Origin of the sequence: Agrobacterium sp. 33MFTa1.1 (assembly GCF_004328495.1) — a bacterium.
GTDB classification, from domain to species: Bacteria; Pseudomonadota; Alphaproteobacteria; order Rhizobiales; family Rhizobiaceae; genus Agrobacterium; species Agrobacterium pusense.
In genome coordinates, this window is record NZ_CP036359.1 from 643450 (window position 1) to 656716 (window position 13267).

At 59.6% G+C, this 13267-nt stretch carries 16 protein-coding genes; 8 read left to right on the plus strand and 8 right to left on the minus strand.

Going from position 1 to position 13267, the window contains the following annotated elements:
- Window positions 1-67: 67 nt before the first annotated feature.
- Entirely contained in the window at window positions 68-829 is a 762-nt protein-coding gene (locus EYD00_RS16780; protein WP_004445660.1) for a class I SAM-dependent methyltransferase, read from the minus strand.
- Window positions 830-948: 119 nt separating this feature from the next.
- Between EYD00_RS16780 and gloB the strand changes: the two genes are divergently transcribed.
- Both gloB and EYD00_RS16790 read left to right on the plus strand, forming a co-directional pair.
- Complete coding sequence (gene gloB / locus EYD00_RS16785) at window positions 949-1719, plus strand: hydroxyacylglutathione hydrolase (protein WP_006697143.1); 771 nt, start codon at window positions 949-951, stop codon at window positions 1717-1719.
- Entirely contained in the window at window positions 1719-2159 is a 441-nt protein-coding gene (locus tag EYD00_RS16790; protein WP_004445662.1) for a cupin domain-containing protein, read from the plus strand. Before gloB ends, EYD00_RS16790 begins: the two co-directional genes overlap by 1 nt.
- A 142-nt stretch (window positions 2160-2301) precedes the next feature.
- On the opposite strand, the gene EYD00_RS16795 is transcribed toward EYD00_RS16790, so the two are convergent.
- Window positions 2302-3075: a DUF3108 domain-containing protein gene (locus EYD00_RS16795; protein ID WP_004445663.1), complete on the minus strand. Its 774-nt coding sequence runs from the start codon at window positions 3073-3075 to the stop codon at window positions 2302-2304.
- A 253-nt stretch (window positions 3076-3328) separates the two neighbouring features.
- Here EYD00_RS16795 and rpmB point away from each other — a divergent pair, with 253 nt between their 5' ends.
- The 3 genes from rpmB (at window position 3329) to EYD00_RS16810 (ending at window position 4798) form a co-directional block, all read left to right on the plus strand.
- Entirely contained in the window at window positions 3329-3619 is a 291-nt protein-coding gene (gene rpmB, locus EYD00_RS16800; RefSeq protein ID WP_003509888.1) for a 50S ribosomal protein L28, read from the plus strand.
- 109 nt (window positions 3620-3728) lie between these two features.
- Window positions 3729-4373 (plus strand): queuosine precursor transporter, encoded by a 645-nt coding sequence (locus EYD00_RS16805; protein WP_004445666.1) that lies wholly within the window; start codon window positions 3729-3731, stop codon window positions 4371-4373.
- An 89-nt stretch (window positions 4374-4462) separates the two neighbouring features.
- On the plus strand, window positions 4463-4798 hold the full coding sequence (locus EYD00_RS16810; protein ID WP_006697146.1) for a pentapeptide repeat-containing protein: 336 nt from the start codon (window positions 4463-4465) through the stop codon (window positions 4796-4798).
- A gap of 2 nt (window positions 4799-4800) precedes the next feature.
- Here EYD00_RS16810 and EYD00_RS16815 read toward each other — a convergent pair whose 3' ends face one another.
- The 4 genes from EYD00_RS16815 to EYD00_RS16830 all read right to left on the minus strand — a co-directional run bounded on the left by EYD00_RS16815 (window position 4801) and on the right by EYD00_RS16830 (window position 9521).
- Window positions 4801-5778, minus strand: a complete 978-nt coding sequence (locus EYD00_RS16815; protein ID WP_034497236.1) for an esterase-like activity of phytase family protein — start codon at window positions 5776-5778, stop codon at window positions 4801-4803.
- Window positions 5779-5815: 37 nt separating this feature from the next.
- Window positions 5816-7720 carry a cobaltochelatase subunit CobT gene (cobT, locus tag EYD00_RS16820; protein ID WP_034497238.1) on the minus strand — a complete coding sequence of 635 codons (1905 nt, stop codon included), beginning with the start codon at window positions 7718-7720 and terminating at the stop codon, window positions 5816-5818.
- A gap of 107 nt (window positions 7721-7827) precedes the next feature.
- Window positions 7828-8817 carry a cobaltochelatase subunit CobS gene (cobS, locus tag EYD00_RS16825; protein WP_004445672.1) on the minus strand — a complete coding sequence of 330 codons (990 nt, stop codon included), beginning with the start codon at window positions 8815-8817 and terminating at the stop codon, window positions 7828-7830.
- A 68-nt stretch (window positions 8818-8885) separates the two neighbouring features.
- Window positions 8886-9521 carry a J domain-containing protein gene (locus EYD00_RS16830; RefSeq protein WP_004445673.1) on the minus strand — a complete coding sequence of 212 codons (636 nt, stop codon included), beginning with the start codon at window positions 9519-9521 and terminating at the stop codon, window positions 8886-8888.
- Window positions 9522-9636: 115 nt separating this feature from the next.
- Here EYD00_RS16830 and EYD00_RS16835 point away from each other — a divergent pair, with 115 nt between their 5' ends.
- Window positions 9637-9918: a BolA family protein gene (locus tag EYD00_RS16835; protein WP_004445674.1), complete on the plus strand. Its 282-nt coding sequence runs from the start codon at window positions 9637-9639 to the stop codon at window positions 9916-9918.
- 226 nt (window positions 9919-10144) lie between these two features.
- On the opposite strand, the gene aroB is transcribed toward EYD00_RS16835, so the two are convergent.
- Together aroB and EYD00_RS16845 are read right to left on the minus strand one after the other, a co-directional pair.
- On the minus strand, window positions 10145-11278 hold the full coding sequence (aroB, locus tag EYD00_RS16840) for a 3-dehydroquinate synthase (RefSeq protein WP_004445676.1): 1134 nt from the start codon (window positions 11276-11278) through the stop codon (window positions 10145-10147).
- A gap of 5 nt (window positions 11279-11283) precedes the next feature.
- Window positions 11284-11865 carry a shikimate kinase gene (locus EYD00_RS16845; protein ID WP_006697150.1) on the minus strand — a complete coding sequence of 194 codons (582 nt, stop codon included), beginning with the start codon at window positions 11863-11865 and terminating at the stop codon, window positions 11284-11286.
- Window positions 11866-12053: 188 nt separating this feature from the next.
- Here EYD00_RS16845 and EYD00_RS16855 point away from each other — a divergent pair, with 188 nt between their 5' ends.
- On the plus strand, window positions 12054-12227 hold the full coding sequence (locus tag EYD00_RS16855) for a hypothetical protein (protein ID WP_034497628.1): 174 nt from the start codon (window positions 12054-12056) through the stop codon (window positions 12225-12227).
- Window positions 12224-13210: a site-specific tyrosine recombinase XerD gene (gene xerD, locus EYD00_RS16860; protein WP_034497241.1), complete on the plus strand. Its 987-nt coding sequence runs from the start codon at window positions 12224-12226 to the stop codon at window positions 13208-13210. Before EYD00_RS16855 ends, xerD begins: the two co-directional genes overlap by 4 nt.
- Window positions 13211-13267 lie beyond the last annotated feature (57 nt).

The window sequence follows — 13267 nt, forward strand, 5'->3', positions numbered from 1 at the left end:
AAGCGCCGGAGAACCCGGCAAAAGCAATGCCGGAGGCATTAGACCGGAACGGTCGCTTTGTCGAGGGTCAGCGCGGCTTTCCTTGGCTTGCGGCCGCGCGGGTGGTGGGCACCCCCTGTGGCGCGAGTACCGGCACGAAAACCCGGCGCGAGGCGCGCTGGGTGACTGGCAATCCCTGATAGAGACGTTTTTGCGCTTCCACCACGATGACGCCGGAAAACAGCGGCCAGAGACGACGCCCGGTATGTTCGAGGTAACGGCGGAATTTCAGCACCGGCCGGCTTGTAGTGGGCGGAAAGAACAGCGCCTCGGCGGTGGCGCCCGGCGTGAAATTGGTTTCGCGCAACAGCGCCGTCAGCTGCCCGCGCGAATAGGGCCGGCCGGAACCGAAAGGCGTGTGTTCCATGCGCGCCCAGACGCCGCGGCGGTTCGGCACCACGATGACCAGGCGGCCGCCCGGCGCCAGTACCCGCCATAGTTCCTTGAGGCTTTCCCGCGGATTTTCGGCAAATTCCAGCGCATGCACCATGAGAACCCGGTCTATCGACGAATCGGGCAGCGGCAGCTCCTCGTCGAACACCAGCGCGGTGGATGAAAGCTCACCGGCCGGCCAGTTCACGGCGCCCTGCCCCGCGGGCATGAAAGCAAAGGTGCGCTCCGTATCGCGGCGGAACCGGTCCAGAAACGGCACGGCATAACCGAGGCCCACCAGCCGCTCTTCCGGCAAGGGAGGCCACAGCGTCGAAAGCGCCATGGTGATCGCCTGCTCGGCAGAGCGGCCAAGCGGAGAATGATAGAATTCGCGCAGATCGACGATATCGGTATTCATGGGCGAGAATGTAGCATCAGGCGGTTGGACTTCAAGGCGTCTGCCCTTACATTGGAAGTCAGTTGGGAAAGTCAGGCAGGCGAATGCGCCGGTTTTGGCCGGCAAATGGAGAGGATACGATGAAACCTTTGGAAATAGACGTCTTTCTTTGCCGCAGCGACAATTTCGGGGTTCTGTTGCACGACCCCGAAAGCGGGGCGACTGCCGCCATCGACGCGCCGGAAGAAGGCCCTATCCTGCACGCTCTCGACGGCCACGGCTGGAAGCTCACCCATATTTTCACCACGCATCACCATCAGGACCATGTGGAAGCCAATCTTGCGCTGAAAGACAAGTTTCAGTGCGAAATTTACGGCCCTTATGATGAGGCCGTGGCCATACCGGGGCTCGACCGCTCGCAGGCCGATGGCGACGAATTCGAATTCGCCGGCCGCCGCGTTCAGATCATCGCCACACCCGGCCATACGGCGGGGCATATCTGTTATTATATGCCGGATGACGGGCTGCTGTTTGCCGCCGATACGCTGTTTGCCATGGGCTGCGGCCGCCTTTTCGAACGCCCGGCGGCGGATATGTGGCATTCCTTCCAGAAGCTGATGGCTTTGCCGGATGAGACCAAGGTCTATTTCGGCCATGAATACACGCTGAGCAATGCCCGCTTTGCCCTGACCGTCGACCCCGACAATGCCGCGCTGCGTGACCGCGCGGAAAAGGTGGAAAAGGCACGGCAGGCGAATGAATTCACCATTCCCACCACCATCGGGCTCGAAAAACAGACCAACCCCTATATGCGGGTGGCGGATACCGGCATTCGCAAAAATCTTGGTCTGGAAAGCGCCACCGATGCCGACGTCTTCGCGGAAATCCGCACGCGCAAGGATAATTTCTGATGGGAACGGATATATCTGCGCAGGCGATCATTCGTGAACTGGGGCTGGAGCCGCATCCCGAGGGCGGTTTTTACCACCAGACTTTCCGTGACAAGGCCGGCGGCGATCGCGGTCATTCGACGGCCATCTATTATCTCCTGGAAAAAGGCGATCGCTCGCACTGGCATCGGGTAACCGATGCGGTGGAAGTCTGGCACTATTATGCCGGCGCGCCGATCGCGCTGCATCTTTCGCAGGATGGCCGGGAAGTGCAGACCTTCACGCTCGGCCCTGCCATTCTGGAAGGCGAGCGCCCGCAGGTCATCGTTCCCGCCAATTGCTGGCAGTCGGCCGAAAGCCTCGGTGATTATACCCTCGTCGGCTGCACCGTCTCGCCGGGCTTTGCCTTTTCGAGTTTCGTCATGGCCGAACCCGGCTGGTCGCCTGGGGATGCGCAGTAACTTTCAGAGCAATGCTGGCAGCGGGATGAGGAGGCAAAGCGAGAGCCTGCCCTCTCATCCGACCCTTCGGGCCACCCTCTCCCTGGCGGCGAGAAAAAATACGCCGCAACGTCTGCTTTTCTTACACTACCATCAGCCTTAGTCAGCCGCCGTATTTCGTGGCGGTGATGTAGACCTGTCCCACCCGCGTCGGGATGATCGCATAAACAGGCGCATAGACATCCATGTTGTTCGACTTGGCGAACCAGATCTCCATCGAAATGGATTTCAGATATTCGATATCCTTGCGCCCCTGCCGGTAACCCGACTTCGGCACATAACGCGCCTTGCAGACGATGGCATCGCCATTAAAACCATTGGTCTTGAACGGCTTGGTGCCGCTGGAGCTCAAAACGAGATCGAGTCGCGATTCGCCGTCATAGATCGGCAGGCGAGTCGGGCAGATGCGGCCGCCCGCGGGAATGATGAGACCGGAAATTGGATCGAGAACCGAGCGCAGGTCGCGGTCTTTCACATCAACCCAATTGTCCGGCCGTGTCTTCGGCTCCGGTTTCACCGTCGTCGATGTCACGTTGCCGTTGCGATAGACGACGTCATAGGTGCGCACCCGCTTACCGTCCTTATAGACCAGCGAATACTCGTTGGCCTGCAGCCGGTGGCCACGTCTCGCGCCGGAAACGGTCGTCTTGCCGGAAATATCCTTGAGAATGCTGGCAAGACCGGCGGCACTGAAGGACCCGGAGATCGAATAATTTGGTCCATCCATGCGAGTCGAAAAACTCGCTTTGGCAATCGGCAAAATGCCGAGATTGATGCTGTATTCGCTTGTGTGGCGCGCTTCGGCAGCGAGCGAGGGGGAGACACCCGCTAACGCCATTGTCGCGGCCACGAAAATGCTTTTTCCTCTGGCAATCATTTCGATATCACCTTAAAAGAGGCGCGGAAGCGGCCTTATCGGGCGATGATATACGCCGACTTGTGGCAATAAAAAAGCGGATGCCGGTTGAAAACGCCGGAATTTCCTTTCATTTGCTCGCGAGCGGCTTGACTGTTAAGTCTCGTCTGACTATAGAACCGCAACTTTCCAATCATGGCCAGTTGGATTGCCACCCCGGTTTTTGCCGGTGGCGAGCCAGTGGTGAAACAGACGAAACGAAATAGGTGTACCCATGTCCCGTGTATGCGAATTGACCGGCAAGGGCGTCCAGACGGGCAACAACGTCAGCCACGCCAACAACAAGACCAAGCGCCGGTTCCTTCCGAACCTTTGCCAGGTTACGTTGATCTCCGATGCTCTCGGCCAGCGTTTCCGCCTGCGTGTTTCCGCAGCCGCTCTGCGCTCCGTTGAACACCGTGGCGGCCTCGATGCCTTCCTTCTGAAGTCCGGCGAAAACGAACTGAGCATGCGCGCTCGTCTCCTGCGCCGCCAGATCGCCAAGAAGACGGCTGAAGCTGCTTAATAGCAGTTTCGACATCATCGACATTCGGAAGGCTTGACTGGCTTTGGCCGCTCAAGCCTTTTGCTTGTTTAATCCGGTTCCAACTGGTGGCATCACCCAGGATAAAAAAATGCTCTACCTGCGCTATACGCTTATCTATGTCGTGCTGATGACCCTCGTGGTCGTTGCGTCCAATATTCTGGTGCAATATCCGCTTTCCGGTTCGCTGTTCGGCATCAATCTCGGCGACCTACTGACCTGGGGTGCCTTCACCTATCCAATCGCCTTCCTTGTCACGGACCTGACGAACCGCCAGTTTGGCCCATCCATAGCGCGCCGCGTCGTGCTTGCTGGCTTCGTCGTCGGGGTCACGCTGTCTTTCTGGACATCCATTCCACGCATTGCAGTCGCCTCTGGGACGGCTTATCTGATCGGTCAGCTGCTGGACATTTCCGTGTTCAACCGCCTGCGCCGCCAGCGCTGGTGGCATGCGCCGCTGGCCGGCTCCATGCTGGGTTCGGTGCTGGATACGGCGCTCTTCTTCTCCATCGCCTTTGCGGCAAGCTTCTCCTTCGTCGGCCCCAACGATGCCTTCGCCATCGAAAACGCTCCCATCCTCGGTGTCTTCGCCGTGGAAGCGCCCCGTTGGATTTCATGGGCCCTGGGTGATCTTTCGGTGAAGGTTCTCGTCGGCCTTGTCATGCTCCTGCCTTACGGCGCGCTGATGAACACGCTGAAGCCGATGCCGGGCGCCGTCAAAACCGGCCGCGTTTGAGACCGTCAAGCGCGGATCAAATCGCGCTTGCAAGCCAGCCGTCAGCATTGCAGTCTGTCGTCCGTGGCACAGCGCGGAGGCAGGTAGACATGCAGATCAAGGACGTTATCGACATTGTAGAAGCCGCCAGCGCTACGCTTTCAGGCTCAACCTTCAATGACGTCAATCTTTCCGGCACGGTCTTCGACAACGTCAATCTTTCCGGGGCGAGCTTCAACAATATTAATTTGTCGGGTGCGTCGTTCACGGATAACAACATGTCCGGCTGGTCGATCGATGACGTCAATTTTTCCGGTCTGAAACTGAGCAACTCAAATCTGTCCGGTGCGCAGATAACGTCATGCCGAATGACCGGCATGAAGATCGACGGCATTCCCGTCGAGGATCTGATGGCTGCCTACAAGGCGGCGCAGCAGCAGACTTGATTTTACTCCACTAGTCTGAATTCCAGCATCAGGTTGCGCTGGAGGAAAGAGTGGTTGTCATCAGAAATGATGACGAGGCGCGTCGAACCATCCGGCCCCTTCACCACATCCATGCCTTCCATATTGTCGATCTGGTAGGCCATGCCGGCTTCCATGAGGATTTCACCATCCACCACCGCGCCCGGCTGGATATCAGCACCGCGGATGCGGCGGATGCGCATGCCGACGCCTTCGGCAAAATTGAAGCGGCGCTCGAGCAGCAACAGGTCGCCATTGGGCAGGAATGCGCCATCAGTCACGTCGAACGAGGGATGGTGGGTAACCGCGAATGTGCCTTTCAGCGGCCCCTCAAGGATCGCGGCGAGAAGATTGCCGTCCGCATCAATGCTTTTCTCCGCAACGACGACGAGAGCGCCGGCGAGCGGCGAATCGGCTGGCGAGACCGCCAGCGCCTCCATGCCGCCATTGTGGCGCAGCTCATTATTGGGAATGAGATGCGGCAGACGACCAAGTGGCTTCGAGGTGGCAAAGCCCGGATCGGGATAGATATCGATCCTGTGGCGTTGCTCGTAACTGACGAAAACCCTGCCGCCGCGCAGCGCCAGCCCTTCCGCATCCATCTCCATCTTGCGCGGCGGTTCGCGGCCATTCATGTCCAGCATCGGGGTAATACGGACTTCAGCAAGACCAGACAGCGCCCCGACAGCGTCACGTGTGACCCTACCGGTCAGCCAGTGGCCGGTATCCAGCACCGCAACGAAGTCTTCTCCGTTGGGGCGGAACCGAATGGAGGAGATAGCGCCGAACAACTTTTCCGGCGCACTCATCACCATGCCGCCAATGAATTCCAGCTTGCCGAAACGTTTTTCGCTGGTGCCGACCTCGAAACCGGAGAGCTGACGGACGCTGACCGGCACATCGATGGCGGACGCGCCAATGGAAACCGGACAAAGCGATACGGCCGCCAGAATGGCGGCCATCAAGAGCGTTATGCGGATGGAGGACGCCCCGCCCTGCTTATCCCGCACGACGGACCCTGCGGGACGAACCGGCAGCGCCGCTCGTATCTTCAAAGAGCGCCGCGAGCTGTTCGGTCATCGCGCCAGCCAGCTCGTCCGCATCCACAATGGTGACCGCGCGGCGGTAATAACGTGTCACGTCATGACCGATACCGATTGCCAGCAGCTCCACAGGCGAACGCGTTTCGATCTGCTCGATAACGGCGCGCAGGTGCCGCTCCAGATAGTTGCCCGGATTGACCGACAGGGTTGAATCGTCCACCGGCGCACCATCAGAGATCATCATCATGATCTTGCGCTGCTCGGGGCGGCCGATCAGGCGATTATGCGCCCACATCAGCGCCTCGCCGTCGATGTTTTCCTTGAGCAAGCCTTCGCGCATCATCAGGCCGAGATTGCGCCGTGCGCGCCGCCACGGCGCATCCGCCGACTTGTAGATGATATGGCGCAGATCGTTAAGGCGGCCCGGCGAAGCCGGCTTGCCGCTGGCGAGCCATTGCTCACGCGATTGCCCGCCCTTCCATGCCTTGGTGGTGAAGCCCAGAATTTCCACCTTTACACCGGAGCGCTCCAGGGTACGCGCCAGAATATCGGCGCAGGTGGCGGCAACCGTGATCGGACGGCCGCGCATCGAACCGGAATTGTCGATGACCAGCGAAACCACGGTATCGCGGAATTTGGTGTCGCGTTCCTTCTTGAAGGAGAGCGGCTGCATGGGATCGATGATGAGCCTGACGAGGCGGGCCGGATCGAGATAACCCTCTTCCAGATCGAAATCCCAGGAACGGTTCTGCTGCGCCATCAGGCGGCGCTGCAGACGGTTCGCCAAGCGCCCCACAGCGCCCTGCAGATGAGCAAGCTGCTTGTCGAGGAAGGCGCGCAGACGGTCAAGCTCGGCCTCGTCGCACAGTTCCTCGGCGTGGATTTCCTCGTCGAATTCCTGCGTGAAGATGCGGTAATCGACTTTCTCGTTGAAATCATCGAAAGGGCTGTTGGGACGGCGGGTCTCGCCGGGCGTTTCGGAATCCTCGTCGAGATCGTCGGACATTTCCTCGTCCGACATCTCGGCGCCGTCCATCTCGCCTTCTTCCATTTCCTCCTGCGAGGCCTCGTTCTCATCGGCGGGCGTCGCGTCGGAGCCGGCCTCTTCCTCGACCTGCTCTTCTTCGGTCTCGTTGGTGCGCGGCTGGTCCTCGTTGGATTCCGCTTCCTGACTTTCCGGCTCGTTATCCTCGTCGCCGAAATCCTCCGCCATCTGCATGGAGGTCAGCATCTTGCGCACCAGACGCGAAAACGCCTTCTGGTCGCCGATCACCCTGGAAAGATCGTTCAGGTCGCCGGCAGCCTTGTCCTCGATGAAGTCGCGCCAGAGGTCGAGAACCTTGCCGGCACTTTCCGGCGGCTTTTCGCCTGTCAGCTTCTCGCGCACCAACAGCGAAACGGCTTCGGCAAGAGGAGCATCATCCTGTTTTGTAATACCGGCAAAATTCGCCTTGGCGTATTTTTCCGTGTTCATGGCATGCATATTGGAAGCCATGCCCGGCATGCGCAGCGCACCGATCGATTCAACGCGCGCCTGCTCCACCGCATCGAAGATCAACCGCGCTTCAGCGCCCTGCGGAGACATCACCGCATGGGTATCCGCATCGTGGCAGGCGAGACGCAGCGCCATGGAATCGCCGAGGCCGCGGGTTATCGCGATTTCCTGCGCGGTGGGTTTCTTGGAAATTTCCGGCAGGCGCATGCGCTCGCCGGCAAGACCCGGCCGTTCATTGGCGAAAACGACTTCGACTTCGGCATCGCCAGCGACGGATCGCACGCATCCGGCAATCGCCTGACGCAACGGTTCCGTATCGACCGCCGTACCCGGTTTCGCTCTGGAATTGTCGCCGCGCGCTGCCATTGTCTTTCCTGTCGATTGTCGACGCCTACGGCCCACGCATCTCTGGATGCGCGATCCGCCGGCGTCCTCAAGTCATGGATGATCTTTTCCGGGCAAGCCGGGAACGATCAGGCGCTGAGAACGATGTTCGCAGCGCTTTCCTTCAGTTCGACGCCAAAGGCCCGCTGATACTGTTCGGCCACCAGCGTGCGCTCCAGCTCGTCGCACTTGTTGAGGAAGGTCACGCGGAAGGCAAAGGCGAGATCGCCGAAGATTTCCGCATTTTCCGCCCAGGTGATGACGGTACGCGGGCTCATGACGGTGGAGAGATCGCCATTGATGAAAGCCGAACGGGTAAGATCCGCCACGCGCACCATCTTGGAGACGGTTTCGCGTCCCTTCGGATTGTCGAAGCTCTTCACCTTGGCGGCGATGATGTTCACTTCCTGCTCATGCGGCAGATAGTTCAGCGTGGTGACGATGGACCAGCGGTCCATCTGCGCCTGGTTGATCTGCTGCGTGCCGTGGTAAAGCCCCGTCGTATCACCAAGGCCGATGGTGTTGGCGGTCGCGAAAATGCGGAAGGCCGGATGAGGACGGATAACGCGGCTCTGGTCGAGCAGGGTCAGGCGGCCAGACGATTCCAGCACGCGCTGGATCACGAACATCACATCCGGGCGACCGGCATCATATTCATCGAAGACAAGCGCGACATTGTGCTGGTAGGCCCAGGGCAGGATGCCGTCCTTGAATTCGGTAACCTGTTTGCCGTCTTTCAGGACGATGGCGTCCTTGCCGACGAGATCGATACGGCTGACATGGCTGTCGAGGTTGACGCGCACGCAGGGCCAGTTGAGACGGGCAGCCACCTGCTCGATATGGGTGGATTTACCCGTGCCGTGGAAGCCGGAGACCATGACACGTCGGTTGTGAGCAAAACCGGCAAGGATCGCGAGCGTCGTGTCGCGGTCGAAAAGATAGTCGGGATCGAGATCAGGCACATAGGCGTCGCCCTGGGAATAGGCGGGAACCCGCAGATCCGTATCAATGCCGAAAACCTCCCGCACGGACACCGTCGTGTCGGGCAGGTTGGAAATATCAAGGTCGATTTTGCTCATCACGTCTCCAAGGCGGGCGGCAGCCACCCGGCCACATCATCAATCAGGCGGTAAACACAGAAGTTGGCTTAGCAGAAACCTGACTGCTTTAACAATTGATATGCTTGAACAACAGCCCGAAAACGTTCTTCCGAACCACGATCGCCACCATTAGCATCAGGATGGTGCTTTTTGACAAGCTCCTTATAGCGCCTTTTTATGTCTTCCTGCTTTGCACTGGAAGAAAGTCCGAGCGTATCGAAGGCTTTTGCCTCCAGCGTCTTCAATTTGCGGTCCTGCTGCATGCGGGTGCCGCCTGCCTTCGAGCCGCCCGCAAAACCGCCGGCAAAGCCGAAAGGATCACGGATACGGGCATTGCCGCTCGCCGTGCCGGAGCGCAGCGTGGAATGCAGCGGGCTGTCGCGGGCGGTCTTGTTGACGCCAACCGTCCAGGTGGGGCGATGGCCGGTGATCGCTTCCTTCTGGTAACGGGCGATTTCGCTGTCGGACAGGCCGGAGAAATAATTGTAGCCTTTATTATATTCCTTCACGTGCTCAAAACAGAACAGGAAGAATTGCCCCTCGGCATTGCGGCCGACGGGTGCCCGGTGAATGCCCGGCTTGTCGCATCCGTCCCACTGGCAGGTTGGGGCCTGAACCTCAGGTTCCCGCTCCCTTTTCCGGCGCGTGCGGATGCGGTCGAAATATTTCGAATCCAGTTTCATGATGCCCTGATTATGGGGTGCGAAAAGCCGCACAACAAGAATTGACAAAGCGGAATGTTACAGGCTTTTAGGGAGCCCCCTTAAAAGACCGGCAAACAGAATTGGAGCCCTTCGAATGTCTCTGCGAGAGCGCATAGAAACCAAGCTTCGGGAAAGCTTTTCACCGGAGCGCCTGAGGGTCGTCGATGAAAGCCAGATGCATGCGGGCCACCAGCCGGATATCACAGGTACCGGCGAGACGCATATGCGTGTTCAGATAGTGTCGGAGAGCTTTTCCGGCAAGTCCCGCATCGAACGGCACCGGGCAATCAACGCACTTTTGAAGCCCGAACTCGATGCCGGGCTGCATGCTCTGGCGATAGAGGCCGCGGCACCGGGGGAAGCGGTGCGGTTTTAAGTAAAGGTTGTCATCAGAACCGAGAGCAAGCCCCCTTACCCGGCCCTTCGGCTACCTTCTCACCGGCGGAGAGAAGAAACCGGGCGGCAACGCCTTGCTCAACGCGCCAGCAACTTTTCCCCGTAGAGCATTGCCAAAACAGCTTGTTCTTTTCCCCGCCGGGGAGAAGTGCCGGAGCGAAGCGAGGCGATGAGGGGGCGTCCTCACCGTACCTCTCAGCGCCAGTTCACCCCGGATGCTTCTCCGACAGGAAGGACTGCACCTCGGATGCCGCAACGTCGTCCGCCACGAAGGACTGGCCAATGCCGTGGGTGAGGATGAAGGTGAGCTTGCCGCCCTTGACTTTCTTGTCCTGCGCAATTGCCGTCATCAGCGTTTCGACGGGCGGCAATTCTCCAGGAATATCTTTCATCGTGGTCGGCAGGCCGACTGCCTTCAGGTGCGCTTCGACGCGCGCGGCATCGTCAGGACTTGCGAGGTTCAGGCGGGCAGAGAACTGGTGCGCCAGCACCATGCCGATGGCGACACCTTCACCATGCACCAGCCGCTTGCTGTCGTAATTGGTCGCCGCCTCCAGTGCGTGACCGAAGGTGTGCCCGAGATTCAGAAGGGCGCGTACGCCGTTTTCCTTTTCGTCGGCCACCACCACGTCTGCCTTGGCCTGGCAGCTGGTCGCAATCGCCTGGATGCGGGCAGGGCCGCCGGTGCGGATGTCGTCCCAGTTCTTTTCCAGCCAGAAGAAAAAATCCGGCTTGTCGATCAGGCCGTATTTCACCACTTCGGCGTAGCCGGCGCGGAATTCGCGCGGACTGAGCGTATCGAGCACCGCCGTATCCGCCAGCACCAGATCAGGCTGGTGGAAGACGCCAATGAGGTTCTTGCCGTGGCGGGTGTTGATGCCGGTCTTGCCACCGACGGAGGAATCGACCTGCGCCAGAAGCGAGGTCGGTATCTGCACGAAACGTACGCCGCGGCGGACGATACCGGCCGCAAAACCGGCGAGATCGCCGATCACGCCGCCGCCAAGCGCGATCACCGCATCATTGCGCTCCACCCTTGCGGCTAGAACCGCATCGCAGACAGTGACGAGATGCTCGAAGCTCTTGGTCTTTTCACCGGCCGGCAGGGTCAGGGAAACAGCCTCGATGCCGTCCGTCTGCAGTCCATCCATCAAGCCTTCAAGGTAGAGCGGCGCGACATGCTCATCGGTGATGATCGCCGCACGCCGGCCCCTCAGCCGCGCCGAGATTTCGCCGCCAGCCCGGCCGATGAGGCCCGGCCCGATCAGAATGTCATAGGCGCGCTCGCCGAGCGGCACATGGACGAGACGTTCATCGGCGTGGATTTCAGAAGGCGTCATGGGAATCAGTCTTTCTGTTCGATGCCGGCAATGGCGGCCAGCACTTCGGTCACGATGATTTCCTTGCGGACATCACGGGATTCGATGGTGAGATCTGCTTCCGAATAGATCGGATAGCGCTTCTCCATCAGGGCCGCCAGCGTGGCCCTGGGGTTTTCGGTCTTGAGAAGCGGGCGGTGATCACGCTTGTTCACCCTCTCCCACAACACCTCCAGATCCGCCTTCAGCCACAGCGAAATCCCACCACGGCTGATGTGCCGGCGCGTATTGTCGTTTATGAAGGCGCCGCCGCCAGTTGAGATGACCTTGGGCCCGCCGCGCAGCAGCCGCTTGATGACCCGCGTTTCCAGCGCCCGGAATTCTTCTTCACCATAGGTGGCAAAAAGTTCTGATATCGTCATGCGCGAAACCCGTTCGATTTCGACATCTGTATCGATGAAGGGAACCCTGAGGTGCTGGGCAACCATGCGGCCTATCGCCGACTTTCCGGCGCCCATCAGTCCGACAAAGACGATATTGCGCCGTCCGAGTTTTGCCCGCGCTTGCTCCCCGAGTGTGGCCGGGACGGATAAATTCGTTTCGCTCATAAATTTGAAAGCCCGTTTGGCATGGATATCTGCAAATGTTTACGAAGCGTCAAGCCAAATTGCTGACTGAATTGCGGTGAATCACAATGATCGCCGCATGCGGCGGTGACAGTGGCAGGCTTTTTCAGCTTGCCGCCGGTTTCGCCGCACCGCATATACGTTTCGATCGCCACCTTCACGGAGCCGCCATGCCCACCCTCTTCCGCTTCACGATGATACTGGCGACCATCGCGGGGCTGGTCTATGGCGGCATGGTGCTGCTCGTCATGGTCGTTCAGCCCCGCGACCGCGAAGTAACCGTGCGCATTCCCTCGGAAAGGCTGAACCCACCGGGGGCAGAACCGGCAAGGCGCACCCCATGAGCGGTCAACCGGTGGCGGGGCGCGACAGCGCGCGGCTGGAGAGTTTTCTGGAGATGATGAGCGCCGAGCGGGGTGCAGCCGCCAACACGCTCGCATCTTACGAGCGTGATCTGACGGACCTGCGCGAATTCCTTGGGAGCCGCCGCCAGTCTCTGACAGAAGCCGCCACATCGGACCTTTCCGCCTATTTGACCCATCTTTCCGCGCAAGGCTTCGCTGCGACCTCGCAGGCGAGACGCCTCTCATCCATGCGGCAGTTTTATCGCTTTCTTTATTCGGAAGGCCTGCGCAGTGACGACCCGACCGGCATCATCGATGCGCCCAAGAAGGGCGTTGCCCTGCCGAAAACGATGAGCGTCGCCGATGTAAACCGTCTCCTTGGGCTCGCGGCGCAGGAAGCGGCAAACGAAGGTCCCGGCCAGCTCGCGCGCATCCGCATGCATCTGCTGCTTGAGCTTCTTTATGCCACCGGCATGCGTGTCAGCGAACTCGTCTCGCTTCCGGTCAAAGTGCTGCGTCAGGAAGGACGTTTCCTGATGATCCGCGGCAAGGGTAACAAGGACCGGATGGTTCTTCTTTCCCGAACGGCCATCGAGGCCATGGAAAAATATGAAGCCGCCCGAAAGGCGCTTCCCTCAGAAAAAGGCAAGGCAACGAAAAAGGCCGAAGCGACGGATAGCCCGTGGCTCTTCCCATCCAACAGCAAGGAGGGCTATCTGCCCCGTCAGGTCTTCGCCCGCGACCTCAAGGACATCGCCATTCGGGCCGGGCTGCACCCCTCGGCAGTGTCACCGCATGTGCTGCGCCACGCCTTCGCCAGCCACCTCTTGCAGAACGGTGCGGATTTGCGCGCGGTGCAGGAACTGCTCGGCCACTCCGACATTTCCACGACACAAATCTATACACATGTGCTGGAAGAACGCTTGCAAGAGCTGGTACAAACACATCACCCCCTTGCCAAACAGGGCAAAAACCTTGATTAGAGCGACCGGAACCGCCGGATAATCCGGTCAAACCTTGCGCAAAACGATCGGAAACGG

Coding starts and splice junctions, on each gene's coding strand:
- EYD00_RS16845 (WP_006697150.1), bottom strand. CDS start 11,865: ATGAGCGAAACGAATTTATCCGTCCCGGCCACACTCGGGGAGCAAGCG.
- xerD (WP_034497241.1), top strand. CDS start 12,224: ATGAGCGGTCAACCGGTGGCGGGGCGCGACAGCGCGCGGCTGGAGAGT.
- EYD00_RS16830 (WP_004445673.1), bottom strand. CDS start 9,521: ATGAAACTGGATTCGAAATATTTCGACCGCATCCGCACGCGCCGGAAA.
- EYD00_RS16795 (WP_004445663.1), bottom strand. CDS start 3,075: ATGATTGCCAGAGGAAAAAGCATTTTCGTGGCCGCGACAATGGCGTTA.
- EYD00_RS16835 (WP_004445674.1), top strand. CDS start 9,637: ATGTCTCTGCGAGAGCGCATAGAAACCAAGCTTCGGGAAAGCTTTTCA.
- cobS (WP_004445672.1), bottom strand. CDS start 8,817: ATGAGCAAAATCGACCTTGATATTTCCAACCTGCCCGACACGACGGTG.
- EYD00_RS16805 (WP_004445666.1), top strand. CDS start 3,729: ATGCTCTACCTGCGCTATACGCTTATCTATGTCGTGCTGATGACCCTC.
- EYD00_RS16815 (WP_034497236.1), bottom strand. CDS start 5,778: ATGGCCGCCATTCTGGCGGCCGTATCGCTTTGTCCGGTTTCCATTGGC.
- aroB (WP_004445676.1), bottom strand. CDS start 11,278: ATGACGCCTTCTGAAATCCACGCCGATGAACGTCTCGTCCATGTGCCG.
- EYD00_RS16810 (WP_006697146.1), top strand. CDS start 4,463: ATGCAGATCAAGGACGTTATCGACATTGTAGAAGCCGCCAGCGCTACG.
- EYD00_RS16855 (WP_034497628.1), top strand. CDS start 12,054: ATGCCCACCCTCTTCCGCTTCACGATGATACTGGCGACCATCGCGGGG.
- EYD00_RS16780 (WP_004445660.1), bottom strand. CDS start 829: ATGAATACCGATATCGTCGATCTGCGCGAATTCTATCATTCTCCGCTT.
- rpmB (WP_003509888.1), top strand. CDS start 3,329: ATGTCCCGTGTATGCGAATTGACCGGCAAGGGCGTCCAGACGGGCAAC.
- cobT (WP_034497238.1), bottom strand. CDS start 7,720: ATGGCAGCGCGCGGCGACAATTCCAGAGCGAAACCGGGTACGGCGGTC.
- EYD00_RS16790 (WP_004445662.1), top strand. CDS start 1,719: ATGGGAACGGATATATCTGCGCAGGCGATCATTCGTGAACTGGGGCTG.
- gloB (WP_006697143.1), top strand. CDS start 949: ATGAAACCTTTGGAAATAGACGTCTTTCTTTGCCGCAGCGACAATTTC.